We start from the raw sequence: 25,468 nt of genomic DNA, 5'->3' as shown, positions 1-25,468 counted from the left end.
TCAGGCTCCCGTGCGACTGAGCTGGGCGACGACCGCCCGGTGGTCGCTGCCGGCGTCGTCGAGCTCGGTCACGACCCGGAAGCCGGTCGGCAGCCACTGCTCGGTGGCCATGACGTGGTCGATCGGCGCACCGAGGAGGGGAGGGACGTCGGTCGGCCAGGTCCCGACGCCGGCGTTCGCGGTCGCCTCGGCGGCATCGCGGCAGGCGCCGAGCGCTCCACCGTCGCTGCCGAGCCCGGCCATGTGGTCGAGGGTGGCGTTGAAGTCACCCGCCATGATCACGTCCCCCGACCGGCAGACGTCGGCGAGGTACCCCAGGCCGGCACGCCACTGCCCCATGTGCTCGGGCGTCGGCGACACGGGATGGGCGGCGACGATCGTGGGGCCCTCGCCCGACACGGGTGTCGCGACGACCGTCGGGAGGACGGGCGTCGTCCGTGCGTCGGTGGTGCCGTCGTCACCGATCGCGACCTGGTAGTCGCCCAGCGCGGCACTGATCAGGAGGGTCGTCGAGCGGCCGCTCGCGATCTGGTCGTAGGCCACCGTGTGCACCCACATGGGCTTGCCGGCGGCGGCCATGGCCTCGGCGACGGCGACGCCGACCTCCTGGCGGGTCTCGGGCAGGGCGATCACGTCGGCACCGACCTCGGTCGCGAGGGCGACGACGGCGTCGGCCCCGGTCGCCGCGCCGAGGGTGTTCCACGACAGGACGGTGACGTCGGTGGGCGTCTTCTCGACGAAGTCGGTGCGGCCCAGGCCGCGAGCCGTCACGACGCCCGCCGAGAGGACGCCGAACACGAGCAGCAGCACGGCCGCGCTCGCCGTGAGCGACCGGATCGGCCTCGCGACCAGGCCCAGCACGAGCAGCAGCACCATCAGGACGATCGCGACGGCCCCGGCGACGAGGCGGAACGACACCACCTGACCGACCGGGAAGACGCGCTGCAGCCCGACGGTCTGGGGCCAGAGGGCGGCCAGGAGCACGGCGGCGACGGCGAGGACGAAGACGAGGGCGACGAGACGACGGATCATGGCCCCTGGAGCCTAGGGGAACCCCCGACCGCACGTCGGGCGCCGCACGGACGGCTCGGATGCGCGCCGCCTACGATGGGGGGATGCCCACGCGCCTGGTCGACCTGCACACTCACTCGAGCGTGTCGGACGGCACCGAGGCGCCCGCCGCGCTGGTCGCGTCGGCCGTGCGCGCGGGGCTCGACACCGTCGCCCTGACCGACCACGACAGCACGGCCGGGTGGTCCGAGGCCACGGCCGCCGTCGCCGGTACCGGTCTCACTCTCCTCCCCGGCATGGAGCTCAGCACCCGGCTCGGACTGAACAGCGTCCACATGCTCGGCTACCTCTTCGACCCCGCCCACCCGGGCCTCGTCGCCGAGACGGCCCGCCTGCGCGACAGCCGTCTGCACCGGGCCGAGCGCATCGTCGAACGCATCGCCGCCGACTACGACCTCACCTGGGGCGACGTCCTCGCCCAGGCCAGCTCGGGGGCGACCCTGGGACGGCCGCACATCGCCGACGCCCTCGTCGCCAAGGGCTACGCGCCCGACCGCAGCGCCGCCTTCGCGGGCATCCTGCACTGGCGGTCCGGGTACTACGAGCCGCACGAGGCACCCAGCCCCCTGATCGGCGTCCGCCTGATCCGGGAGGCCGGGGGCGTCCCCGTCATCGCCCACCCGGCGACGCGGGGTCGCGAGCCGAACGTCTCCAGCGAGGGTTTCGAGGCCCTCGTCGACGCCGGCCTGCTCGGCGTCGAGATCGACCACCGCGAGAACACCTCGGCCGGTAAGGTGCGGTTGCTCGAGCTCGCCCGACGGTACGACCTCATCGTGACCGGGTCGAGCGACTACCACGGCGACGGCAAGCCCAACCGGTTGGGTGAGAACACCACGGCTCCCGGACAACTCGACCGGATCGTCGACGCGGCGACCGGGTGGGTGCCCGTCCGGGGCTGAACCGGCCCGCGCCTCCTCGTCCGGACGGCTCCCTGCCGGGCGATGACGTGCCGGACGGCGGCGTTCCGGACGGTGACCTGCCGGACGGCGACGTGCCGGACGCACGAGACCCCCTCGCCGCGGACGGTCGAGGGGGTCTCGTGCTGGATCGGTCGTCAGCCCTGCGGCTGTGACGACGAGTCGCCGGCGGGACGACGGCGACGGTTGCGGCTGCGCTTGCGCGGGGCCTCACCCGTGCCCTCGCCGGCCGGAGCCGCCGCGTCGGGCGCCTGTGCGGCGCCGCGGCCCGTGGTCGAGGGCTCACCGGAGGCCCGCACGGGAGCGTCGCCACGACCGCGACCGCGACCCCTGTCACGATCGCCCTGGGGGCCGCCGGTGCGCTCGCGCGAGCCGACCGAACCCGCCTTGACCGCCGACAAGGAGCTCGCGCGCAGGCGTCCCTTCGTCCCGGCGGGGATGTCGAGGTCGGCGAAGAGGTGCGGGCTCGACGAGTAGGTCTCGACCGGCTCGGGTTGGCCCATGTCGAGGGCCCGGTTGATCAGGGCCCACTTGTGCAGGTCGTCCCAGTCGACGAACGTCACGGCGATGCCGGTCTTGCCGGCGCGGCCGGTACGGCCGGCGCGGTGCAGGTAGGTGTCGTGGTCGTCGGGCACGGTGTGGTTGATCACGTGCGTGACGTCGTTCACGTCGATGCCTCGGGCCGCGACGTCGGTCGCGATCAGGATGTCCTTCTTGCCCGCCTTGAACGCGGCCATCGCGCGCTCGCGCTGCTCCTGGTTGAGGTCACCGTGGACGGCCGCCGCGTTGAAGCCGCGGTCGTTCAGCTCTTCGACGAGCTTGGCGGCCGCGCGCTTGGTCCGGGTGAAGACGACGGTCTTGCCACGCCCCTCGGCCTGGAGGATGCGCGCGATCACCTCGTCCTTGTCGAGCGAGTGGGCCCGGTAGACGACGTGCTTGATGTTCGCCTGCGTGAGGCCCTCGTCGGGGTCGGTCGCGCGGATGTGGATCGGCTTCGACATGAACCGGCGTGCCAAGGCCACGATCGGGCCGGGCATGGTCGCCGAGAACAGCATGGTGTGACGGGTGGCCGGCACCTGCTGGAAGATCTTCTCGATGTCGCTGAGGAAGCCCAGGTCGAGCATCTTGTCGGCCTCGTCCAGCACGACCTCTTGCACCTCTTTGAGGTTCAGGAGGCGCTGGCCGGCCAGGTCGAGGAGGCGCCCGGGGGTGCCCACGACGATCTGCGCGCCGGCCTTGAGTTGCTCGACCTGGCCCTCGTAGGCCTTGCCGCCGTAGATGCTGACGATCTTGGTCGCCCGGTTCGAGGTGGCGAGCTCGAGGTCGTCGGCCACCTGGACGCAGAGTTCGCGGGTCGGGACGACGACGAGCACCTTGACGCCGGGGGCCGGGTCGAGGCCGATGCGCTGGATGATCGGGAGGCCGAAGCCGAAGGTCTTGCCGGTGCCCGTCTTGGCCTGGCCGATGATGTCCTGCCCGGCGAGGGCGAGGGGGATGGTCTGCGTCTGGATGGGGAAAGGTTCGAGGATCCCCTTCGACGCCAGAGCGTCGACCATGTCGGGGTCGATCGCGAGGTCAGTGAATGTCAAAGTGTTGCCCTGTCTCATATAGGGGGATGCGTCGAGTTTAGCCCGTCGCGACGGGCGGCCCCTCGGACCCCGTAAGATGTGGGCGTGGTGTCCTGGCCCGGTCGAGGTGCGAAACGCGGCGTCCCGTCCCTGCAGTGGCCGCGGCCCGCGGCGAAGCCGACCCCCGCGGCCCGGGTTGAGCTCGACCAGTTCACCCCCGACCTGTTGGTCTTCCTGGGGCACGCGGCCTACCTCGAACTCGCGCTCTTCGAGACGCTGGGCCGCTCGTCGGCCTTCGCCCCCGACGTCCGTGCGAAAGAGACCACCGGCCGCATCGCCGAGACGACCTTGGCCCGACACCGCGGCCTGGTGGCCGAGATCGAACGGTCCGGCCACGACGCCACCGAGTCGATGGAGCCCCACATCGCCGCCATCGACGAGTTCCGGGCCCGGACCGGAGGCACGGACTGGTACGAGGCGATCGTCGCGGACTACGTCGCGGCCGGCCTGCTCAACGACGTCTTCGTGCGGTTGGCGGCCGGACTGCCGGCGGACCACCACAAGCGGATCGTGGCGGTGCTCGAGGCCCACGACGACGCACCGCTCGTGGTGCGAGAACTCTCCGCGGCCATCGAGGCCGACCCGCGGCTCGCGTCACGGCTGGCCCTCTGGGGGCGCAGGTTGGTGGGAGACACCCTGTTGGTCGCTCGCGCCGCGGTGTCCGCGTCGCACGTGTCCGCCGACGACGAGCGTCTCGAACCCGTCTTCACGGAACTCATCGCCGCCCACACGCGCCGCATGGACGCCCTCGGACTCACCGCCTGAGCGCTGACCGCTGGTAGTCCTCCGGCTGGCGGGACTGTTCTCGGCGACCTGGCGTGGCCGCCCTGGGCGACCGGCCGTGCATCGAGGGCATGGCGGAGGCGCGGCGTCAGGAGGCGGAGCGCACCAGGCGGGCGAAGTGCTCGCTGTCGTGAGCCCGGCGGCGGGCCGCCGCGACACGGCAGACCACGAACGCGACGACGGCGGGGAGGACGAGTGCTGCGACCCAGATCCATCCGCCGTCGGCGGGCCATCCGGCCCAGGTCAGGACCTCCCACACGATCGCCGCCACGACGGCGCCGGACGCGGGCGCGAGCAGGACGCCGCGGGTGTCGCCGTCGGGCAGCGCGTAGTGGAGGACGAACCCGAGGATGGCGCCACCCAGGACGACGAAGAGGAGTTCCACGACTAGCTGACGAACCCGACCTTGCGGCTCTCTTCGCTGCCGACCTCGACGTAGGCGAGCGATGCGGTGGGGACCAGGTAGGTCTTGCCCTTGGAGTCGGCGAGGGTGACGTACGACTTGCCGCCGTCGAGCGCGTCGCCGACGACCTTCTCGACCTCGTCGGCGGTCTGGGCCGTCTCGAAGCTGATCTCACGGGGGCTGTTGGTGATGCCGATGCGAATGTCCACGAGGTCACGATATCCGACCTCGCCGTCCCGGCTCTGCACGTTCTCTGTCGGCGCACACGGGGTGGCCCGTCGGGCCGTCGACGGTCCACGCGACCGACCTCGATGTCGGTGCCAGCCGGTAGCGTCGGGACATGGCCTCGACCGTCTCACCGCCCCTCTCGAGTCCGGCCCGAGCCTCGGTGCCGCCGGTGCTCGACGACTCGCAGCGGGCCGTGCTCGACCTGGCCGACGGGCGGTCGGCCGCGGTCCTGGGTGCCCCGGGCTCGGGCAAGACCCGCACGCTCGTCGAGTTCGTGGTCGACCGCGTCGAAAGGCGCGGTTGGGGTCCGGCCGCCGTCATGGTGCTCGCACCGACGCGCTCGACGGCGACGACGCTCCGTGACGTCATCGCGTCGAGGCTCACCGTGCCGACCCCGGGGCCCCTGGCCCGCACCGTCTCGTCCCTGGCATTCGACGTGGTCGGCCATGCGGCGCGGCTCGTCGGCCTGCCCACGCCGACCCTGCTGACGGGCGGCGACCAGGACAGCATCGTCCGTTCCCTCCTCGAGGGGCACGAGGTCGACGGCACGGGCCCGTCCTGGCCCGAGGGGCTCGGCCCGACCGTTCGTCGACTCCGCGGCTTCCGCACCGAACTGCGCGAAGTCCTCATGCGGTCGACCGAGCACCGCATCGGGTCCGAGGGGCTCCGACGAGCCGCCGAGAGGGCCGACCGGCCCGAATGGGCGGCGGTGGCCGACTTCCGCGACGAGTACCTGAGCGTCCTCGACGCCGCACGGGGGCGGCACCTCGACTCGGCGGACCTGGTCGACTACGCCGTCGCCGCCCTCGACCGCGGCGAGACCTCCCCGGTCGTCGAGGGGCTGAGGGTCGTCCTCGTCGACGACGCGCAAGAAGCGACCGAGTCGACCCTGGCGCTGCTCCGCGCCCTGACGCGGCGGGGTGTCGCCGTGGTCGCGTTCGGCGACCCCGACCTGTCCACCAGCGCGTTCCGCGGGGGCACGCCCGACGTGCTCGGTCGTCTCGGCCCTCGGCTCGGCCTGTCCGACGTCGAGACCCTGTACCTCTCGACGGCCCATCGGCACCAGCCTCCGTTGCGTGATCTCGTGCAGCGGGTCACGTCGCGCATCGGGACGGCCGGTGCCGGGCGCCAGCACGCCGCGGTGGCGGCTCCGGCGCTCGAGCCCTCCGAGGCCGGGGGAGCGGCGGACTCCGTGGCGGTCCCGATCGTGACCGTCCGGGCCGACAGTCCGAGCCACGAAGTGGCGTCGGTGGCCCGCCTGCTGCGCGAGCACCACCTGGTCCGCAGGGTGCCGTGGTCGCGCATGATGGTGGTCGTCCGCAGCGGTGGACAGGTGGCCGGAGTCGCCCGGGGGCTGCAGCTCGCCGAGGTCCCGACCCGCACCTCCGTCGCCGGACGCGCGGTGCGCGACGAACACGCGGCCCGCCACCTGCTGCTCGCCGCCGCCGTCGCCGTCGGTCGCGACGAGCTCACCGTCGAGCTCGCGACCGAGCTGCTGCTGGGGCCGCTCGCCGGCTTCGACGCGTTGTCGCTCCGACGCCTGAGGCTCGCCCTGCGAGCCGACGAGCTCGGCACGGGCGGCGTCCGCTCGGCCGACGACCTGCTCGTCGAGGCGCTCGAGGGGGCCGGTCGCTTCGTCACGATCGACTCGAGGTTCGCGGCCCGAGCCGGGCGTTTCTCGACCAGTCTCGACGCGGCCCGCCGTGCAGCCGCGACCGGCGCGAGCATCGAAGAGGTGCTCTGGGGCCTCTGGGAGCGCAGCGGACTCGCGGCCGAGTGGTCGGCCCAGAGCGACGGTCGCGGCATCGTCGCCGCCGAGGCCGACCGTCACCTCGACGGTGTCGTCGCCCTGTTCACGGCAGCCAAGCGCTTCGTCGAACGCACCCCCGAGGCACCCGCCGGTGCCTTCCTCGACTCGCTGCTCGGGGCCGAGGTGCCCGAGGACACCCTCTCGCCGCAGGCGACGGCCGAGACCGTGCTGGTGTGCTCGCCGTCGAACGCCGTGGGCATCGAGGTCGACGTGGTCGTCGCCGCTCGGCTGCAGGACGGCGTGTGGCCGAACCTCCGGGTCCGGGGCGGCCTGCTCGCCCCCGACGAGCTGGTCGACCTCGCCGAGCGCGGCCTGCTCCGCGGTGGTCAGGTCGACGACCACGACGACGAGCCGGCAGCCCCCTCCGACGCGCGGGCCACAGTTCTGTCCGACGAACTACGCATGTTCGCCCTCACCGTGTCGCGGGCCACCCGACAGGTCGTGCTCTCCTGCACCTCGAACGACGACGAGGGGCCCTCGCCGTTCTTCCGGCTGCTGCCCGACGGCTGCCCCGAGGCACCCACCGGGCACCCCCTGTCGCTTCGAGGACTCGTGGGGCACCTCCGTCACGTGCTCGTCTCGTCGCCTCACGGACCACGGGCCGACGACGCGGTCGACGCGTTGGCCCGACTCGCCGGCGAAGGCGTGGCGGGGGCGTCGCCGGACGACTGGTACGGGTTGCTCGACCCGAGCACCGTCGAGCCGCTCATCGACCTAGAGGCTCCCGAGGCCCACGTGCCGGTCTCGCCGTCGCAACTCGGGTCGTTCGAGGAGTGCCCCCTGCACTGGTTCGTCGACCGGTTCGGCGGGTCCCCTCCCAACGCGGCGATGGGTCTCGGCACGGTGCTGCACGACGTGATGGAGCACGCCGAGGGCACCGACGTCGACTCGCTCTGGCAGTCCGTCGAGGGGCGCTGGCCCGAGCTCGAGTTCGAGTCGGCCTGGATCGCAGAGGCCGAGAAACGCCGGGCGCGCGACATGACCGAGAGCCTCTCCTCCTACCTGCGGGACTTCGAGGCGTCCGGCGGGAGCCTGCTCGGCGCCGAGTCCACCTTCAGCCTCGACATCGGGCCGGCGCGTCTGCGCGGGTCCATCGACAGGGTGGAGCGCACGCGCGAGGGCGCGGCCGTGATCGTCGACCTCAAGACGGGCCGGTCGGCCCCGACGTCGCCCCAGGCCGTCGCCGAACACCCCCAGCTGGGCAGCTACCAGGTCGCCCTCGCCGACGGTGCCGTCGAGGCCGTGCCCGAGGGCACACCTCCCGGCGGGGCGAAGCTCGTGATCGTGTCGTCGGGCGTCCGGGGCAAGCTCTACCGAGAGCCCGCCCAGGGGGCGTTCGACGACGACCGACTCGCGGCCTTCCGTGCCCGGGTCGTCGACGCGGCCGAGCACATGGCGGGGCGGGTGTTCGTGGCCCGTCTCGACGACCACTGCGAAGGGCGGCACGGCGGATCGTGCCGCATCCACGTGGTGGGCGAGGTGAGCGGCTCGTGACGGCCGGAGGCCGCGCCGCCGACGGGGGTGGCGCCGCGGGCACGCGTGACGGGGTCGACGGACGCCGCGTCGACGGCGCGACGCGCGCCTCCTCGTCCCGGCTCGGAGCAGCCGAGATCTCCGAGGCGCTCGGGCTTCCCACGCCGACCCCCGAGCAGCAAGCCGTCATCGAGGCCCCTCTCGAACCCGCCCTGGTCGTCGCGGGCGCCGGCAGCGGCAAGACCGAGACCATGGCCAACCGCGTGGTGTGGCTGCTGGCCAACCGTCTCGTCGGCGTCTCGCAGGTGCTCGGCCTGACCTTCACCCGCAAGGCCGCCGGCGAACTCGGTGAGCGGATCGAGCGGCGCATCGGCCAGCTCGCCGCCGTCGGACTGCTCGGCGACGAGGCCGATCCCTTCGACGTGCCCACCGTCTCGACCTACAACGCGTTCGCCAACGCGATCTTCCGCGACAACGCCCTGCGGGTCGGTCGAGAGAGCGAGTCGCAGGTGCTCGGCGATGCGTCCGCCTGGCAGCTGGCACGCTCACTCGTCGTGGGCAGCCACGACGAGCGCCTCGCCGGGCTCGGTCGAAGCGTCGACGGCATCACCGAGGCCGTCCTCCGCCTGAGCCACGCCCTCAGCGAGAACGTCACCGGGCCCGAGCCCGTGGCACACCTGGCCGACCGGTTCCTCGACCTCGCGAGTCTTCCGTCGACCAAGGGCAGCGCCTACAAGTCGGTCGTCGACGCCGTCGGCGCGGTGTCGGCGCTCCCGCCGCTGCTCGACCTCGCCGTGGCCTTCGCCGACGAGAAGGCCCGTCGAGGCCTCGTCGAGTACTCCGACCAGGTGGCCCTGGCCCTCGAGGTGTGCGACACGGCGCCGAACGTCGTGGCCGAGTTGCGCGACCGCTACCGCGTCGTGTTGCTCGACGAGTACCAGGACACCAGCGTCGTGCAGACCACCTTGTTGTCCCGCCTCTTCGAGGGCACCGGGGTGATGGCGGTCGGGGACCCCCACCAGTCCATCTACGGGTTCCGGGGTGCCAGCGCCGCGAACCTCGGACGGTTCCCGGTGGACTTCGGAGCCCGGCCCGATGCGGTGTTCAGCCTCTCGACCAGCTGGCGCAACGCGTCACGAGTGCTCGACGCCGCGAACACCGTCGTGGCCGAACTCGCGCGGTCCTCCGGGGCGGTCGTGGGCGAGCTGCGAGCCCGGCCGGGTGCGCCCGAGGGGCGCGTCGAACTGCTCTTCGACCAGACGCTGCCGGGCGAGGCCGACCAAGTCGCGGCCTGGCTGCAGAGCGAGCTGGCCGTGCCCACCATCGTCGACGGCGAGCCCGCCCGCCGAACGGCGGCGTTGCTCTTCCGCTCGAAGAAGACCATGCCCGTCTTCGTCGAGGCCCTCGCCGCTCGAGGCGTCAGGTACCACGTGCTCGGCGTCGGCGGTCTCCTGCAGCGGCCCGAGGTCGTCGACCTCGTGTCCTGCCTCCGGGTGCTGCACGACCCGTCGGCCGGTTCCGAGGCGATCCGTCTGATGGCCGGTGCCCGATGGCGGATCGGCGTTCGAGACATCGCCCGGCTGCGCGACGTCGCCTCGTGGCTCTTCTCGCACGACCACGCCCAACAGCGCCTCGACGACGAGGTAGCCGCCGGGTTCCGGGCGTCGGTCGCCGCGGGTGAGCACGGGTCGATCGTCGACGCCCTCGACTTCGTGGCCACGGCGCCCGTCACGCATCGGCAGCTCTCCGAGTTCAGTGACGAGGGCCTCGTCCGCCTGAGGCGGCTGGGCTCGCAGCTCGCCTTCCTCCGCGCCCGCACCGGTCTCGATCTCGTCGACCTGGTCACGCTGGTCGAGCACGAGATGTTGCTCGACGTCGAGGTGGCGGCGGCCACCGGCGCGCCGTCGGGGGGCGCGTGGCTGCAAGCCTTCGAAGACGAACTGGCGGGGTACGTCGCGACCGACGAGAACGCCGGCCTCGGGGGCTTCCTGTCGTGGCTGGCAGCAGCCGAGCGGCGGGACGACATGGGTCCGCGGTCCGAGCAGGCCGAGCGGGGCACCGTCCAGCTCCTGACCATCCACGGCTCCAAGGGGCTCGAGTGGGACGTCGTCGCGGTGCCACGACTCGTCGAGGGGGAGTTGCCCGGCACCTCCCGCGAAGGCGTGGGGTGGCTCGGTTTCGGCGAACTGCCGTACGAGTTCCGCGGCGATGCCGCCGAGCTGCCCGTGCTCGGCTGGCGGGGCGTGGCCGACCAGAAGGAGTTCGACCAAGCGCTGAAGGCGTTCAAGGACGAGTTGATCGTCCGGCACCAGGCCGAGGAGCGGCGTCTGGCCTACGTCGCACTCACCCGGGCCCGTGACGCCCTGCTCGTGAGCGGCTCCTTCTGGACGAGTGCCGTCCGCCCCCGCCCTGCCAGCCGGTTCGTCGTCGAATTGGCCGAGCGTGGGCTCGTACCGACCGGTGACCTCCCCGGACGACCCGACGACGACGAGAACCCCCTGGCCGCCGCGTCCCGAGAGCTCAGCTGGCCACTCGACCCCTTGGGGCAACGCCGCGCGGTGGTCGAGGACGCCGCTGCACGGGTCACCACGGCCGTCGACCGGCTCTCGCGAGACGAGCCCGCCGACACGCAGCAGCCAGGCACCGCGTCGAGATGGTCGTCCGACATCGACCTGCTGCTGCTCGAGCGCGACGCCGCGCGAGCGGGCGCCGGGGTGGTCCCCCTTCCCCAGCGCATCCCGGCCTCGAGGTTCAAGGACTACGTCGACGACCCCGCCGCGGTCGCCGCCGCGCTTCGTCGTCCCCTGCCCGAACGGCCCTATCGGGCGACCCGCCTCGGCACGCTGTTCCACGAATGGGTCGAAGAACGCTTCCGGCCGACGGGTCGTGCCGAGACCCTCGACGCCTGGGGTGACGAGAGCGACCTCGACGACGAGCGGGTCGGCTCACCCGGGTCGGGGCCGATCGATCCCGACGACGCGAGGCGGTTCGAGCAGTTGGTGACGACCTTCGAGCGCTCGGCCTGGGCATCTCTCGAACCGACGGACGTCGAGCTCGAGATCCACCTCCCCCTCGGCAGTCGTACCGTCATCTGCAAGATCGATGCCGTCTTCGAACGCGACGGCCGGTTCGAGGTCGTCGACTGGAAGACGGGCAAGGCACCCACCGACGACGCCGACCTCGAGCTCAAGCAGCTCCAGCTGGCGCTCTACCGCGAGGCCTACGCCCGGTTCAGGGGTGTCCCGGCGGACACGATCGACGCGGTCTTCTACTTCGTCGCCGACGACGTGGTGCTTCGGCCCCGGCACGTGGCCGACCGCGACGAGCTCGTCGAACTCTGGCAGCGGGTCGAGGCGTCGACTCAGACGTGACGGCGCTCGGTGGCCTCGAGCAGGTCCTCGACCCCGTCGACGTCCAAGGCCGCTGTCGAGCCCGAGCCGATGCCGGCCCGTCGGTCACCGGGCAAGGAGTCGACCAGCTTCGTCATCATCTCGACGGCGTCGTCGACCACCGACGTGTTCTTGGTGCCGGTGCCGTGCAGCAGCCACTTCGCCAGGTCGAGTTCGCGGTAGAGGGTCGCCCGGTGCCGCAGCTGGTGGTCGCTCGTGCCGCGTGCGGTGTTGTAGGCGTCGAACGCCGTGTCGACCGCCGTCGGGCTCGGGGCACCCAGCAACCAGGCGAGGTCACGGGCGGGGTCACCGACCTGGAGGTCGTGCCAGCCGAGCACGCCGCTGACCGTGTCGCCGAGGACGAGCACCGAACCGGCGTCGAGGGAGCCGTTGACGACCGTGGGCTGGAACTGCCACAGCACCGAGTCCTGGATCGCGGCTTCCCAGCGCTCGAGCAGCGCGGCCGGCAGGAGGCGGGTCGAGGCCGCACGATCGACCAAGGCCGCCGACGAGCGCATGGCCTCGAACGGGGTGTGACTGATCAGGCCGGCGTCGGTCACGAAGCTCGTCGGAAGCGAGTGGATCGCCGCCACGGCACGGCCGAGTGCCGTCGGGAGGTCGCTGGTGGCGGTCAGTTGCGAGATCGACAGGTGCTCGCCGGGGACGACGTCGTAGACGATGCCGCGTGTGCGGCCGATCGGGGCCTGACCCCGGTAGGCCGGCACGTCGAACGAGAGCCGCCCTCGGACGCCTGCGCTCAGGGCACGGAGGGCGACGAGGTCGGCCGACTGCTCGGCCTCGGCCCGTTGCGAGCGAGGGACGCGGACGATGCAGTGCTCTCCGCCACGGCCGTCGACGAGTGCGGAGTCGAAGTCGCCACCCGTCTCGCTGCCGTGGCGTGACGCACGCGTGACGTCCAGGTCCGCGACGGCGGCCGTGGCCAGCGCGGCTAGAGTGAGATGAGATCTGGCCATGCCCTCAGGGTAGGCCGCCGCACGCGATGCCCTGCCGTGCGCCACGCTGTCAACTCGCGATGATTGGTCGTCCGATGTCCTCGCCTCTCACGTCCCGGCTCCCGCTGTCCCGACACCAGGTCGACCGGGACTACCTCACCCGTGAGCGTGACGGAGTCGTCGACGAACTGCTCGCGTCGGAGGTGACCCGTGTGCTCCCGGTCTGGCGGGGGCGGACGTTGATGGCCTCCCCGGATTCCCTCGCGCTCCTGCCGGCTGCCGCGGTGCCGGCCGCCGACGACTACGTCTACCTCGGTGTCTCGAAGGACCCCTCCGCCGTGGAGCCGGTGGGCACACCCGTCCTCGCGGCGTTGCTCGACGACGAGCGCGCGCGGTCGCTCTCGTCCGACGACTCCGCCTGGGGCAGCCCGCGCGTCTCGGGAACGGCGTTGAGCGCCCGCGACGCGGGACTCGCCGTCGAGGCCGTCGCCGTGGCGAACTGGCACGACTCGCACCGGTTCTCGCCGCGCACCGGCCGCCGCCTGGTCACCGACAAGGCGGGCTGGGTCCGTCGCGACCCGGACGACGGCCACGAGGTCTTCCCCCGGACCGATCCTGCGATCATCGTCGGCGTCACCGACGCGGACGACCGACTCCTGCTCGGCTCGAACGCCCTGTGGGAGCAGAACCGGTACTCGTTGCTCGCCGGCTTCGTCGAGCCCGGCGAGTCCCTCGAGCACGCGGTGCAGCGCGAGATCTTCGAGGAGTCCGGCATCAACGTCGTGTCGCCTCGATACGTGGGCTCGCAACCGTGGCCGTTCCCTGCGAGCCTCATGCTCGGCTTCCGGGCCGAGGTCGACGCCGACGACCCGGGGACGCTCACGCCTGACGGAGCCGAGATCCTCGACCTGCGCTGGTTCAGTCGTGACGACCTGGTCGCCGGCCTGGGCGAGATCGTCCTGCCCGGACGGACGTCCATCGCCCGGGCGATCATCGAGGACTGGTTCGGCGGCGAGATCGACCAGTGACCGAGGCCGCCGACCTGATCGCGGGGCTCGACGAACAGCAGCGCCGTGCGGCGTCGAAACTGCTCGGCCCCGTGTGCCTCCTCGCGGGTGCCGGTACGGGCAAGACCCGTGCCATCACCCATCGCATCGCCTACGGGGTCGCCACCGGCGTGTACGCCCCGAACCGCGTCATGGCGCTCACGTTCACCTCACGCGCGGCCGCCGAACTGCGCGGCCGTCTGCGTCACCTGGGCGCCGGGGGAGTCTCTGCACGGACCTTCCACGCCTCGGCCCTGTCCCAGCTGTCGTACTTCTGGCCGCAGACGATGGGTGGTCAGATGCCGCGCCTCCTCGACAGCAAGGCCAAGGCGCTCGCCCACGCCGCCGAGTCCCTGAGGCTCAAGATCGACACGGCGGCGCTGCGCGACCTCGCGGCCGAGATCGAGTGGCGGAAGGTCTCTCGGCTCACCCTCGAGGACTATGCCGAGGCGTTGCCGAGCAGGTCGTTGCCGCCGGCCATCAGCGTCGAGAAAGCCGTCGACCTGCACCGTGCCTACGAGGCCGTCAAGGACGAACGGCGACAGCTCGACTTCGAGGACGTCCTGCTCGCGACGGTCGGCATGCTCGAGCTCGAGCCGCGGGTGGCCCAACAGGTGCACGAGCAGTACCGCTTCTTCGTCGTCGACGAGTACCAGGACGTCTCGCCCCTCCAGCAGGACCTGCTCGACCTGTGGCTCGGCGGCCGGAACGACCTCTGCGTGGTAGGCGACGCCAGTCAGACCATCTACTCGTTCGCGGGTGCGTCCTCGGACTACCTGCTCGGGTTCGGTTCACGGTACGACGACGCCACGGTCGTCCGTCTCGAGCAGAACTACCGCTCGTCGCGGCAGATCGTCGACACGGCGAACCAACTCATGCGGGGCCGTCCGGGTGCCCTGCACCTCCACCCGGCCGTCGAGACGACGGGCCCGGTGCCGCCCGTGACCGAGTACGCCAGCGATTCGGCCGAGGCCAGGGGCATCGCCGAGACCATCGCCGACGAGATCCGGTCGGGCGTCGCGCCGGAGGAGATCGCGGTGCTGTACCGGGTCAACGTCCAGGCGGCGGCGATCGAGCGTGCACTCGCCGACGTCGGCGTGTCGACCCGCATCCACGGCGCGACGCGCTTCTTCGAGCTCCGTGAGGTGAAAGAGGCCCTGATGATGATGAAGGGCGCGGCGGTGAGCATCGTGGGCGAGCCGCTCTTCAAGACCGTCAGCGACGTCCTCCGGTCGCTCGGCTGGACCCAGGACGCACCCGACCAGAGAGGCGCGATCCGCGACCGCTGGGAGTCCTTGAACACGATCATGGGCCTGGCCGAGGCATCACCCCCCGGGACGACCCTCCGCCAGTTCGTCGACGAGCTCTTCGCCCGCCAGGCCGGTCAGCACGAGCCGACCATGGCCGCGGTCACCCTGGCGACGTTGCACTCCGCGAAGGGCCTCGAATGGCGCAGCGTCTACCTGATCGGCCTCAGCGAGGGCCTCGTCCCGATCAGCTACGCGAAGGACGACGCGGCGATCGACGAGGAGCGCCGCCTCTTGTACGTCGGCGTCACGAGGGCGCGTGAGCGGCTCCGGTTGTCGTGGAGTCGCTCGGGGCAGGGGCGCGGCGGCGAACGGCGGGTGAGCCGGTTCGTGGAAGAGCTGCGCACCCGCACTCCGGGTGCGGCGACACGTCCGCGCGAGTGACCAGCCCGTCGGCGATCGAGATCGACTCGACCTCGGAGTCCTCGGGGGCGCCGTCCGCGCCGGTCAGACGGGACCACAGCCGGCGGGCGGCTCTCGTGGCGACCTCGTGGACGGACAGCAGCGGAGGCGCGGTGAGGGGACGGGCGCTCAGCTGACCGGCGATCGCGGGCCAGGCACGGTCGGCCTCGCCGGCATGGAGGTCGAGACACCGGGCGCAGGCCGTCGAACCGGGCACCGTCACGGGGCCGATCCGCGCGTGACGATCGCCCACGCGTACGACGAGGTGCGTCAGGTCGGACCTCACCCACTCTCGCACGACCCCGGGGTTGAGCACGTGCCCGCCGACCAGGACGCCCGTGGCGTGCCGCGGCGGAGCCAGGTCGGCGTCGGCCCGTCGGACGTCGGCACCGCAGGAGCCGAGGAGGCGCGCGACGGCATCGGCGACGGGGCCCGGCCCGCCGACGACGACGGTCGGCGGGACGACCGACCGGGTGTCGCCGCCCAGCGCGGGTCGCAGGCGCTCGACGGAGGCTTCGACCGCGGCGCGATCCAGGCCGAGGTGGGCGACGAGGGTGGGCAGGCCCCCCGCGCCGTGCCCCGAGGCGAGGGCCGCGACCACCCGCTCGTCGAGCCTGCTGACCGGACTCAGGACGAGCGTGGGGCGGTCGACGCCGACCTGGAGGGTCGACGGATCGCGCCAGACGACGGGGATGCGGGGATCGAGGACGAGGGGCATCGTCCGATCATGTCGTGGGGCCGGGGCGGATGAGGAGTTGTCCACAGGTCCGCCCGGGCCCCGGTGACGGTGTCCGTCAGGACCGGGGGGCGTCCTGGTCGGGCCCGGACTCGCCGGGCTCGGTCGCCGAGCCGTCGTCCCCCTCGCGGGGGCGGTCGTCGGTCGTGTCGTCGAGCAGGTCCTGGATCGCCTGGTCGACGTCGTCGAAGGTGGGCACGTCCGACGTCAGGCGGGCCACGAGGGCCTGCGGGTCGTCGACGTCGGCGCTGGTGGGCACGATGTCCGGGTGCGACCAGAGGTCGTCTCGGCGCTCGGCACCGACGGCGTCGGTCACGGTCTGCCAGAGGACGGCCGCCTCGCGGAGGCGCCGCGGCCGCAGTTCGAGGCCGACCAGGGTGGAGAAGGCCGACTCGGCAGGTCCGCCGGCGGCCCGGCGGCGGCGGACCGTCTCGGCGATCGCCGCGGACTTCGGGAGGCGCGCCGTGGCCTGGGCGGTCACCACGTCGACCCAGCCCTCGATCAGGGCCAGGGTGGTCTCGAGCCGGGCGAGGGCGGCGAGCTGCTCGTCGGTCTTCGGGGGGATGAGGGCCCCGCTCTTCATGGCTTCCTGGAGTTCGCCGGGGTTCGAGGGATCGAAGTCCACCGCGAGTTCTTCGAGCCGGGAGGTGTCGATGCGGATGCCCTGGGCGAACTCGCGGATGGACGAGATGAGGTGCAGGCGCAGCCATCGGGCGTGCCGGAACAGGCGGGCGTGCGCGAGTTCGCGGACCGCCAGGTAGAGCTGGACCTGGTCGGCCTCGATGTCGAGGCCCTCGCCGAAGGCGGCGACGTTCTGGGGGAGCAGCGCCGCCTGCTGCTCGTCGAGGAGCGGGATGCCGACGTCGCCGCCGGACACGACCTCGGTCGAGAGCTGGCCGACGACCTGTCCGAGCTGCATGGCGAAGAGCGTGCCGCCGACGCTGCGCATGACCTGGCTGGCCCCGGCGAGCATCGAGCGCATCTCTTCGGGAGCCTGCTCGCTGAGCACGCCGGTCAGGGAGTCCGCGATCGACGTGGCCACGGGCTCGGCGAGCTGGCTCCACACGGGCATGGTGAGCCGTGCCCACTCGGCGCGGGTCACGAGGCGCGGCGTGGCGGTGAGCTCGGCCACGAACGTGACGTCGTCGAGCCACAGCGCGGCGACGTGGAACGCCTGCTCGAGGGCGGCGGTCTCGGCCGCGGTCGGCACGACGGCGCTCTGGGCGCCCACGGCGGTCGCCTGTTCGGTGGCGATCGACCAGTCGATGCCGTCACCGCTGCTGTTGACGGCGTTCTGCAGCTGACTCATGAGTCGCGCCACGAAGGCCGGGTCGTCGGGCAGCCCGGCGGCCCCGGCGAGCTGCGACGGATCGATCTCGGAACCGCCGGACAGGAACTGCCGCAGCATGTCACGGAACTCGTCCTCAGGCCCGCGCGGCGAATCATCGGTCATGCTGACTACGCTAGCTGCTGGCCGCACGAAGATCCTGGGATTCGGCCACCGCTCCGGGGGCGTCGCTCCGCTCGTGGCGAACGCGACCCGCGCCTCCCCGGCCGATCCCGAAAGGACCCTCCGTGGCCTTCTTCACGCCCCCGCGCACCGCCCCCTCGTCAGCACGCCGAGCGAGCAGGTTCGGCTGGCCCCTCCTGGGTGTCGCCGTCGTCTCGGCCGTGGTCCTGAGCCTCCTCCCGGGGCCCTACCTGATCGAACAGCCCGGCCCCGTGTTCGACACCCTGGGCAGTGCCGAGTACGAGGGTTCGTCCCAACCCCTGATCACCGTGTCGGGCCACGAGACCTACCCCACCGCGGGCACCCTCGACCTGCTGACCGTGAGCGTGCAGGGCAACCAGGACGTCCGGCCGGGCTGGGTCGACGTCGTCCGCGCGTGGGCGGACCGTAGCCGTTCGGTCATCCCGGTCGAGGCCGTGTACCCGTCGGGGGTGTCGAACGACCAGGTCGACGAACAGAACGCCGTCGACATGCAGAACTCCCAGAAGTCCGCGATCGCCGCGGCGCTGATCCACGAGGGGTACGCCGTCCCCAGCGCCGTGACGGTCAGCCAGGTCTCCGAGGGGAGCCCTGCCGAGGGCGTCCTGCGCGAGGGAGACGTCCTGGTCAGCGTCAACGGCACCAGTCTCGCCACCGATGCGGACGTGGACGTCCTCCGCGGCCTGGTGGCGGCGAACGGGGCGTCGACGCCGGCGGAGGTGGTCCTCGAACGCGCGGGGACGAGCATGACCGAGCAGGTCACCCCGCAAGAAGTCGACGGCACGCCGCTCCTCGGCGTCGGGGTCAGCGTGGACTACACGTATCCCTTCGACGTCACGCTCAAGCTCGACCAGGTCGGTGGACCGAGTGCCGGCATGATGTTCGCGCTCGGCATCATCGACAAGACGACACCCGGCGAGCTCACCGGCGGCGCGAAGGTCGCGGGCACGGGCACGATCACGGCCTCGGGCGAGGTGGGTGCCATCGGCGGCATCCGACAGAAGCTCTACGGTGCTCGCGACGCCGGGGCGACCGTCTTCCTGGCGCCGTCCACGAACTGCTCCGAGGTCGTCGGGAACGTGCCCTCCGGGCTGGACGTCTACTCGGTCGCCACGTTGGACGATGCGGTCACTGCGCTCGAGACGGTCGCGGACGGCGGCGACACGTCGTCCCTGGCCACCTGCACGGCCGGTCGATAGCGTTCATGCAGCCCGCGCAAAGCTGAGAAGGGGACGCTGGGTCGGCCAGGCTCGACACGTAGGATGGCCGTCCACGTCCCCGTCAGCCAGGAGTCCACCCTTGACGTCACCCGCATCGTCGCGAACCGCACGACGCTCGCCCCGATTGCCCGTCCTGGTCACGGTGGCCGTCCTCGCCGCCCTGGTCATCGCCTTCTTCATCTTCTCGTCGCTGCTGACCGACTACCTCTGGTACCAGCAGCTCGGGTTCACGGGAGTGCTCACGACACAGTGGATCTCCCGCCTCGTGATGTTCGCGGTCGGCTTCGTGGCCATGGCGGTGCCGGTGTACGTCAGCATCGAGGTGGCCTTCCGGTTCCGGCCGGTGTACGCCAAGTTGAACTCCCAGCTCGACCGCTACCAGCAGGTCATCGAGCCCCTGCGTCGGGCCGTCGTCATCGGCGTCCCCGCCGTCCTCGGCCTCTTCGCCGGCATTGCCACGTCGACGCAGTGGCAGACCGTCCTCGAGTGGATCAACCGCACCCCCTTCGGTCAGACCGACGCGCAGTTCGGGCTCGACATCGGGTTCTACGTCTTCGAGCTGCCGCTCTACCAGGCCGTGGTCGGCTTCGCCTCGGCCGTCGTGCTCATCGCCGGCATCGCCGCCGTCGCGACCAGCTACCTCTACGGTGCCCTGCGCTTCACCGGTCGCGAGGTGCGCATCTCGAAGGTCGCGCGCATCCAGTTGGCCGTCACGGCCGCCGTCTACCTGCTCCTCCAGGGCGTGAGCCTCTGGCTCGACCAGTACGCGACCCTGTCCGACGGAACGAACAAGCTCCTCACGGGTGCCACGTACACCGACGTCAACGCGGGCATCCCAGGCAAGCAGATCCTGGCCGGCATCGCGGTGGTCGTGGCCGTCCTGTTCATCGTGACCGCGATCGTCGGCCGCTGGCGCCTCCCGGTCATCGGTACGGCCGCGCTCATCATCATCAGCATCATCGTCGGGGGCATCTACCCCTGGATCGTCCAGCGCTTCACGGTCGAGCCCAGCGAGCGGACGGTCGAGTCGCCGTACATCGAGCGAAACATCCAGGCGACGCGTGAGGCGTACGGCGTGGCCGACGTCGAAGAGCAGACCTACGATGCGAAGTCCGACGCCGAGGCCGGTGCCCTGGCCGGTGACGCCGTCACCACCGCGAACATCCGCATCATCGACCCCGCACTCGTGACCGACGCCTTCGCCCAGCTGCAGCAGTACCGCCAGTACTACAGCTTCCCCGAGCAGCTCGCGGTCGACCGGTACACGATCGACGGCAACGTGCAAGACACCGTCATCGCCGTGCGCGAGCTGAACACCTCCCAGCTCGGAAACTCGGCGACGCCCTACAACACGACCTTCGTCTACACGCACGGCTACGGCGTGGTGGCGGCGTACGGCAACCAGCGGTCGGCGGACGGCCAGCCGGTCTTCCTCGAGTCCGGCATCCCGGTGACGGGCGCCCTGGGCGACGCCGGCGACTACGAACCGCGAATCTACTTCGGCCAGGAGTCACCCACCTACTCGATCGTGGGTGGCGACGGCGGCAACGACATCGAGCTCGACTACCCGTCGGGCAGCAACGACAACGGCACCAACGAGACGACGACCTTCGAGGGCGACGGTGGGCCCAAGCTCGACAACGTCTTCAAGAAGCTCATCTACGCCATCAAGTTCCAGTCCGAGCAGATCTTCCTGTCCGACGCGGTGAACGACCAGTCGCAGATCCTCTACGACCGTGACCCCACCGAGCGCGTCCAGAAGGTCGCTCCCTACCTCACCATCGACAGCGCGCCGTACCCCTCCGTCGTCGACGGCAAGGTCGTCTGGATCGTCGACGGCTACACCACGACCAACGAGTACCCGTACTCGAAGCCGCAGGCGTTGTCCGACGCGATCGCCGACACGTACAACGACCGCCCGGTGTACGCCTCGAACAACATCAACTACATCCGCAACTCGGTGAAGGCCACGGTCGACGCGTACGACGGCTCGGTGAAGCTCTACGCGTGGGACACCAGCGACCCCATCCTGCAGACCTACGACAAGATCTTCCCCTCCACGCTGTCGCCGCTGAGCGACATGTCGGCCGAACTGCTCCAGCACGTCCGCTACCCGCAGGACATGTTCAAGGTGCAGCGGGCGATCCTCGGCACGTACCACGTGACGGACGCCGACTCGTTCTACTCGAGCGACGACGCGTGGGTCACGCCCAACGAGCCGACGAGCAACGCCCAGAACCCGCCGTTGCAGCCTCCGTACTACCTGACGCTGCAGCTGCCCGATCAAGACCCTGCGTTCTCGATCTACTCGACGTACATCCCGCAACAGTCGGGTGAGAACGCCCGGAACGTCCTGACGGGCTATCTCGCGGCGAATGCCGATGCCGGGTCGACGCCGGGCGAGATCTCGTCGGACTACGGCAAGCTGACGCTGCTGGCCCTGCCGCGCACCGACACGCTGCCCGGTCCCGGACAGGTGCAGAACAACTTCAACACCGACACGGCCGTGGCCAACCAGCTCGCTCTCCTCACCCGGGGTGACACGAGCGTCGTCCGAGGCAACCTGCTGACCCTGCCGGTCGGCGGTGGTCTGCTCTACGTCCAGCCGATCTACGTGAAGTCGAACTCCGAGACGTCGTACCCGGTCCTGCAGCGCATCCTGGTCTCGTTCGGAGACAAGATCGCCTTCGAGGACACCCTCGACGGCGCCCTCGACTCGCTGTTCGGTGGCAACTCGGGTGCGACCGCCGGCGACAACGGCGTGCCGACCACGGGTGACGGGACCGACGGCACCGGCACCGGCACCGGCGACGGAGCGACCGACGGTGGCACGGCGACCCCCGACACCGGCGGCACCGGATCGGGTACCGACAACGCAGCGCTCGACCAGGCCCTGGCCGACGCTCAGCAGGCCCTGACCGACCGTGCCGCGGCCTATGCCGACAACGACCTGGTCGCGGCGGCGGAAGCCGACACGCGCCTCCAGACCGCGCTCGAGGACGCGGTCGCCGCCAGCGGTCAGTAGGCCCGAGCGGTGATCGTCGACCCCCCTTCCGGCATGCCGGGAGGGGGTTCGTCGTCGATCCAGCGTCGTGGGTGCCTCTTCCGGTGGCTCGATTGGACGGGGGCCGAACGGCGTGCTAGAGTCATTTCTTGTGCCGCGGGGTGGAGCAGTTCGGTAGCTCGCTGGGCTCATAACCCAGAGGTCGTAGGTTCAAATCCTGCCCCCGCAACAAGAACGATGAAGGCCCCGGTCGAATGACCGGGGCCTTCTTCGTGTCCTCGTGCGCGTGATCGGGTCTGTGCCCCGGCCGCCGATCATGCCAAGGTTGAGGCATGTCGAGACTCCGGGTGGTCATCGCGCCCGATTCGTTCAAGGGATCCCTCGGCGCACCAGAGGTGGCGGCGGCCCTCGCTGCCGGCTGGTCACGATCACGGCCGGACGACGTCGTCGTCACCCTGCCCTTGGCGGACGGCGGCGAGGGCACCCTCGACGCGTTCGAGCGGGCGTGCCCCGGGAGCGTCCGCCACGAGAGCGTCGTGGAGGGCCCTGACGGCCGCCCGGTCGACGCCCCCTGGCTCACGCTGCCCGACGGTACGGCCGTCGTCGAGCTCGCCTCGTCCTGCGGGCTCGGCCTGCTGAGCTCGCCCGCGCCGCACGACGCGAACACCCGCGGCCTGGGTGGCGTCATCCGTGCGGCCGTCGACGCCGGAGCCACCCGGCTCGTCGTCGGCCTCGGAGGCAGCGCGTCGACGGACGGGGGAGCGGGCGCTCTGACGATCCTCGGTGCCCGCATCGTGGATTCCCTGGGGGAGCCCGTCGCCTCGGGCAACCACGGCCTCACGACAGCCGCCCGGGTCGATCTGTCGGGTCTCATCGCCCTCCCGCCCGACGGCGTCACCCTGTTGGTCGACGTCGACAGCCCCCTGCTCGGTCCCGACGGTGCCGCGGCCGTGTTCGGGCCGCAGAAGGGTGCCTCCGTCGACGACGTCCTCGCACTCGAGCAGGGTCTCGAGCGTTTCGCGAGCCTCGTCGACGTCGATCCCACGACGCCCGGGGCCGGGGCCGCAGGAGGAACGGGTTTCGGTCTGCTCGCCTGGGGTGCCCGTCTGCAACCCGGAGCGGTCGCCGTCGCCGAGACGGTCCGTCTCGCCGAGGCCCTGGCCCACGGTGACGTCGTCGTCACGGGAGAAGGATCGTTCGACGGTCAGACCGCCGCCGGGAAGACCGTGTCGCTCGTGCGTCGGATGGCCGACGCCGTCGGAGTACCGGTCGTCCTCGTCGCCGGTGCGGTCGACGCGCCTGCGGACGGCTTCGCGGACGCCGTCTCGACCACGCAGGTGGCCGGGGGCGTCGCCGAGTCCACGACCCGCGCCTCCTACTGGGTGGGCGAGGCTGCCGCCCAGGTGGCGGGGCGGTGGGCGCGATGAGCGCCGGCAGGACACCCGAGGTCGTCGTCGCGGTCGTGCAGACCGCACCCGGCGACGACCCGGCGAGCAACCGGCGGACCATCACGGACCTCACCGAGGAGGCGGTCCGCCGCGGAGCACAGGTGGCGGTCTTCCCTGAGTACTCGTCGTATTTTTCCCCCGACCTGGGCCCGGCGTACCTCGAGGCCGCGGAATCGACGGACGGGCCCTTCGTGCGCCATCTGACCGCGCTGGCCGACCGGCTCGGCGTCGTGGTCGTCGCCGGCCTCGTCGCCGTCTCGCCCGACCCGGCCCGGTTCGAGAACCTGCTCGTGGCCGTGGCGCCCGGTCGGGGCGTCGTCGCCCGCTACTCGAAGCAGCACCTCTACGACGCGTTCGGTGGGCAGGAGTCCCGGTGGATCGTGCCGGGCCCGTTGGCCGTCGCCGCGACCTTCGAGGTCGGCGGGCTCGTCTTCGGTCTGCAGACCTGCTACGACCTGCGGTTCCCCGAGGTCACGCGGACGCTCGTCGACGCCGGGGCCGACGTCGTCCTGATGCCGGCCGAATGGGTGCGCGGGCCGCTCAAGCAGCACCACTGGACGACCCTCCTGACCGCTCGTGCGCTCGAGAACACCGTGTACGTCGCCGCCGCGGACCACGCACCGCCGATCGGCGTGGGCTGCAGCACGATCGTCGACCCGACGGGCGTGGCCGTCGCCTCGGTCGGGGACGAGGTCGACGTCATGGCAGTGGCCGGGGTCTCGGCCGACCGGATCGCCGCCGTGCGGCGCCTGAACCCGTCCCTGGCCCTGCGTCGGTACGACGTGGTCCCGCGCCGCGTGGGGGCCGGCGAGACCTCCACGGAGCGCTCAGACCGAGAGTGACGCGAGTCGGGCCGCGGCCTGCTCGAGCACCTCGACGCGCTTGCAGAAGGCGAAGCGGACGAGGGACGACTGCTCGGCGGCGAGCGCCGGGTGGCAGAAGGCGCTGATCGGCAACCCGACGACTCCGACCGATTCCGGGAGGCGCCGGCAGAGCTCGGCCGCGTCGTCGAACCCCAGCGGAGCGGCGTCGGCGACCACGAAGTACGAGCCGCGGCTCGCGCGCACCGCGAAGCCGGCCCGACGCAGCCCGTCCGACAGCACGTCTCGCTTGTGGGCCAGCGTGCGAGCGATCCCGTCGAAGTAGGCGTCGGGAAGTCCGAGTCCGACGGCGATCGCGGGCTGGAAGACCGAGCCGTTCACGAAGGTCAGGTACTGCTTGACGGCGACGATGCGGTCGACGAGTTCGGCCGGACCGGTCAGCCAGCCGATCTTCCACCCCGTCGTGTTGAAGGTCTTGCCTCCCGACGAGATGCTGATCGTCCGGGCCGCCGCTCCGGGCAGAGTGGCGAACGGCACGTGTGCCGCTCCGTCGAAGAGCAGGTGCTCGTAGACCTCGTCGGTGACGACGAGCGCGTCGTGCTCGACGGCGAGTTCGAGCAGGAGGCGCCTGGTCGCGTCGTCGAGGACGCTGCCCGTGGGGTTGTGCGGGTCGTTCAGCACGACGAGGCGGGTGCGCGGTCCGAAGGCCCGTCGGAGTTCGTCCGGGTCGACGACCGAGTCCGGACCCCGGAGCGGGACGGTGACGTGGACGCCGCCCGCGAGCCCGATGACGGCTCCGTACGCATCGTAGAAGGGCTCGAGCGTCACCACCTCGTCACCGCGGTCGACGAAGGCCAGGATCGTGGCCGCCAGCGCCTCGGTCGCCCCCGCGGTCACGAGCACCTCGCGTCGCGGATCGAGGTCGATGCCGTAGAACCGCCTCTGGTGGGCGGCGACGGCGTCGAGGAGGACGGGCATGCCCCGGCCCGGCGGGTACTGGTTGAGGCCCGAGCGCAGTGCCTCGTGCGCCGCCTCGAGGACCTCGACCGGGCCGTCCTCGTCGGGGTATCCCTGCCCGAGGTTGATGCTGTCCGTCGCCGTGGCGAGCGCCGACATCTCGGCGAAGATGGTCGGGGCGAGTCGACCGGCGGCGTCGAGGAGCATGGCGCCGCTCGCCGCGCGTTGCCAGGGTGCTTGAGGAGTCATGATCCCGTCACCGTAGCCGCGGTGGAGGGGCTCTGGGGAGGTCCCGTCCAGCCGCCGCATAAGCTGGGCGCAGTCCGCTCACAGGCTCGCCGTATGATCCGCCCAGCTTGGGCGACCAGGCTGTCAGGGCTTGA

17 protein-coding genes and 1 tRNA gene are annotated in these 25,468 nt (G+C 71.6%); 11 read left to right on the top strand and 7 right to left on the bottom strand.

Translation table 11 applies throughout. The annotated features are described in order from the left end of the window. Positions 1-1,032 (bottom strand): endonuclease/exonuclease/phosphatase family protein, encoded by a 1,032-nt coding sequence (locus EDF21_RS12185; protein ID WP_123571550.1) that lies wholly within the window; start codon positions 1,030-1,032, stop codon positions 1-3. A gap of 83 nt (positions 1,033-1,115) precedes the next feature. Between EDF21_RS12185 and EDF21_RS12180 the strand changes: the two genes are divergently transcribed. Further along, the gene (locus EDF21_RS12180) at positions 1,116-1,970 is read left to right on the top strand and encodes a PHP domain-containing protein (RefSeq protein WP_056048649.1); all 855 of its coding nucleotides are present in this window, start codon (positions 1,116-1,118) and stop codon (positions 1,968-1,970) included. 155 nt (positions 1,971-2,125) lie between these two features. Here the strand turns inward: EDF21_RS12180 and EDF21_RS12170 are convergent, their stop codons facing one another. Then, positions 2,126-3,577 (bottom strand): DEAD/DEAH box helicase, encoded by a 1,452-nt coding sequence (locus tag EDF21_RS12170; RefSeq protein WP_123571548.1) that lies wholly within the window; start codon positions 3,575-3,577, stop codon positions 2,126-2,128. An 84-nt stretch (positions 3,578-3,661) separates the two neighbouring features. On the opposite strand from EDF21_RS12170, the gene EDF21_RS12165 reads away from it, so the two are divergent. Beyond that, positions 3,662-4,381, top strand: a complete 720-nt coding sequence (locus EDF21_RS12165) for a ferritin-like fold-containing protein (protein WP_082460613.1) — start codon at positions 3,662-3,664, stop codon at positions 4,379-4,381. A 106-nt stretch (positions 4,382-4,487) separates the two neighbouring features. Here the strand turns inward: EDF21_RS12165 and EDF21_RS12160 are convergent, their stop codons facing one another. Both EDF21_RS12160 and EDF21_RS12155 read right to left on the bottom strand, forming a co-directional pair. Then, positions 4,488-4,784, bottom strand: a complete 297-nt coding sequence (locus EDF21_RS12160; protein WP_056048642.1) for a hypothetical protein — start codon at positions 4,782-4,784, stop codon at positions 4,488-4,490. A 2-nt stretch (positions 4,785-4,786) separates the two neighbouring features. Further along, complete coding sequence (locus tag EDF21_RS12155) at positions 4,787-5,011, bottom strand: DUF3107 domain-containing protein (RefSeq protein WP_043595511.1); 225 nt, start codon at positions 5,009-5,011, stop codon at positions 4,787-4,789. 131 nt (positions 5,012-5,142) lie between these two features. Between EDF21_RS12155 and EDF21_RS12150 the strand changes: the two genes are divergently transcribed. Both EDF21_RS12150 and EDF21_RS12145 read left to right on the top strand, forming a co-directional pair. After that, entirely contained in the window at positions 5,143-8,334 is a 3,192-nt protein-coding gene (locus EDF21_RS12150; protein ID WP_123571547.1) for a UrvD/REP family ATP-dependent DNA helicase, read from the top strand. Further along, positions 8,331-11,684, top strand: coding sequence for an ATP-dependent DNA helicase (locus EDF21_RS12145; protein WP_123571546.1), 3,354 nt, complete (start codon positions 8,331-8,333; stop codon positions 11,682-11,684). Before EDF21_RS12150 ends, EDF21_RS12145 begins: the two co-directional genes overlap by 4 nt. Here the strand turns inward: EDF21_RS12145 and EDF21_RS12140 are convergent. After that, entirely contained in the window at positions 11,675-12,676 is a 1,002-nt protein-coding gene (locus EDF21_RS12140; RefSeq protein WP_123571545.1) for a phosphotransferase, read from the bottom strand. The genes EDF21_RS12145 and EDF21_RS12140 overlap by 10 nt on opposite strands. Positions 12,677-12,750: 74 nt before the next feature. On the opposite strand from EDF21_RS12140, the gene nudC reads away from it, so the two are divergent. Together nudC and EDF21_RS12130 are read left to right on the top strand one after the other, a co-directional pair. Beyond that, complete coding sequence (gene nudC, locus EDF21_RS12135) at positions 12,751-13,683, top strand: NAD(+) diphosphatase (RefSeq protein ID WP_123571544.1); 933 nt, start codon at positions 12,751-12,753, stop codon at positions 13,681-13,683. Further along, a complete protein-coding gene (locus EDF21_RS12130; protein WP_123571543.1) occupies positions 13,680-15,392 on the top strand; it encodes an ATP-dependent helicase in 1,713 nt (570 codons plus the stop codon). The genes nudC and EDF21_RS12130 overlap by 4 nt, the downstream gene beginning before the upstream one ends. 812 nt (positions 15,393-16,204) lie before the next feature. On the opposite strand, the gene EDF21_RS12125 is transcribed toward EDF21_RS12130, so the two are convergent. Then, entirely contained in the window at positions 16,205-17,599 is a 1,395-nt protein-coding gene (locus EDF21_RS12125) for a zinc-dependent metalloprotease (protein WP_123571542.1), read from the bottom strand. Between the two features lie 122 nt (positions 17,600-17,721). On the opposite strand from EDF21_RS12125, the gene EDF21_RS12120 reads away from it, so the two are divergent. The 5 genes from EDF21_RS12120 to EDF21_RS12100 all read left to right on the top strand — a co-directional run bounded on the left by EDF21_RS12120 (position 17,722) and on the right by EDF21_RS12100 (position 24,149). Next, positions 17,722-18,834, top strand: a complete 1,113-nt coding sequence (locus tag EDF21_RS12120; RefSeq protein ID WP_123571541.1) for a PDZ domain-containing protein — start codon at positions 17,722-17,724, stop codon at positions 18,832-18,834. Between the two features lie 154 nt (positions 18,835-18,988). Then, positions 18,989-21,880, top strand: a complete 2,892-nt coding sequence (locus EDF21_RS12115) for a UPF0182 family protein (RefSeq protein WP_056049181.1) — start codon at positions 18,989-18,991, stop codon at positions 21,878-21,880. A gap of 134 nt (positions 21,881-22,014) precedes the next feature. Next, positions 22,015-22,088: transfer RNA gene (locus EDF21_RS12110), tRNA-Met, on the top strand. Between the two features lie 103 nt (positions 22,089-22,191). After that, positions 22,192-23,286 carry a glycerate kinase gene (locus EDF21_RS12105; protein ID WP_123571539.1) on the top strand — a complete coding sequence of 365 codons (1,095 nt, stop codon included), beginning with the start codon at positions 22,192-22,194 and terminating at the stop codon, positions 23,284-23,286. Further along, positions 23,283-24,149 carry a carbon-nitrogen hydrolase family protein gene (locus EDF21_RS12100; protein WP_056049178.1) on the top strand — a complete coding sequence of 289 codons (867 nt, stop codon included), beginning with the start codon at positions 23,283-23,285 and terminating at the stop codon, positions 24,147-24,149. Before EDF21_RS12105 ends, EDF21_RS12100 begins: the two co-directional genes overlap by 4 nt. On the opposite strand, the gene EDF21_RS12095 is transcribed toward EDF21_RS12100, so the two are convergent. Next, on the bottom strand, positions 24,135-25,334 hold the full coding sequence (locus EDF21_RS12095) for an aminotransferase class I/II-fold pyridoxal phosphate-dependent enzyme (RefSeq protein WP_123571723.1): 1,200 nt from the start codon (positions 25,332-25,334) through the stop codon (positions 24,135-24,137). The genes EDF21_RS12100 and EDF21_RS12095 overlap by 15 nt on opposite strands. Positions 25,335-25,468: the final 134 nt, after the last annotated feature.

Origin of the sequence: Frigoribacterium sp. PhB118, from assembly GCF_003751725.1 — a bacterium.
Taxonomy (GTDB): Bacteria; Actinomycetota; Actinomycetes; order Actinomycetales; family Microbacteriaceae; genus Frigoribacterium.
Note: the sequence above shows the minus strand (reverse complement) of the source record. Positions and strands in the feature narration are given on the sequence as shown.

What these genes read in the sequence shown, in the direction of transcription:
- EDF21_RS12100 (WP_056049178.1), top strand. Translation starts at nt 23,283, where the DNA reads ATGAGCGCCGGCAGGACACCCGAGGTCGTCGTCGCGGTCGTGCAGACC.
- EDF21_RS12180 (WP_056048649.1), top strand. Translation starts at nt 1,116, where the DNA reads ATGCCCACGCGCCTGGTCGACCTGCACACTCACTCGAGCGTGTCGGAC.
- EDF21_RS12185 (WP_123571550.1), bottom strand. Translation starts at nt 1,032, where the DNA reads ATGATCCGTCGTCTCGTCGCCCTCGTCTTCGTCCTCGCCGTCGCCGCC.
- EDF21_RS12095 (WP_123571723.1), bottom strand. Translation starts at nt 25,334, where the DNA reads ATGACTCCTCAAGCACCCTGGCAACGCGCGGCGAGCGGCGCCATGCTC.
- EDF21_RS12125 (WP_123571542.1), bottom strand. Translation starts at nt 17,599, where the DNA reads ATGACCGATGATTCGCCGCGCGGGCCTGAGGACGAGTTCCGTGACATG.
- EDF21_RS12150 (WP_123571547.1), top strand. Translation starts at nt 5,143, where the DNA reads ATGGCCTCGACCGTCTCACCGCCCCTCTCGAGTCCGGCCCGAGCCTCG.
- nudC (WP_123571544.1), top strand. Translation starts at nt 12,751, where the DNA reads ATGTCCTCGCCTCTCACGTCCCGGCTCCCGCTGTCCCGACACCAGGTC.
- EDF21_RS12140 (WP_123571545.1), bottom strand. Translation starts at nt 12,676, where the DNA reads ATGGCCAGATCTCATCTCACTCTAGCCGCGCTGGCCACGGCCGCCGTC.
- EDF21_RS12105 (WP_123571539.1), top strand. Translation starts at nt 22,192, where the DNA reads ATGTCGAGACTCCGGGTGGTCATCGCGCCCGATTCGTTCAAGGGATCC.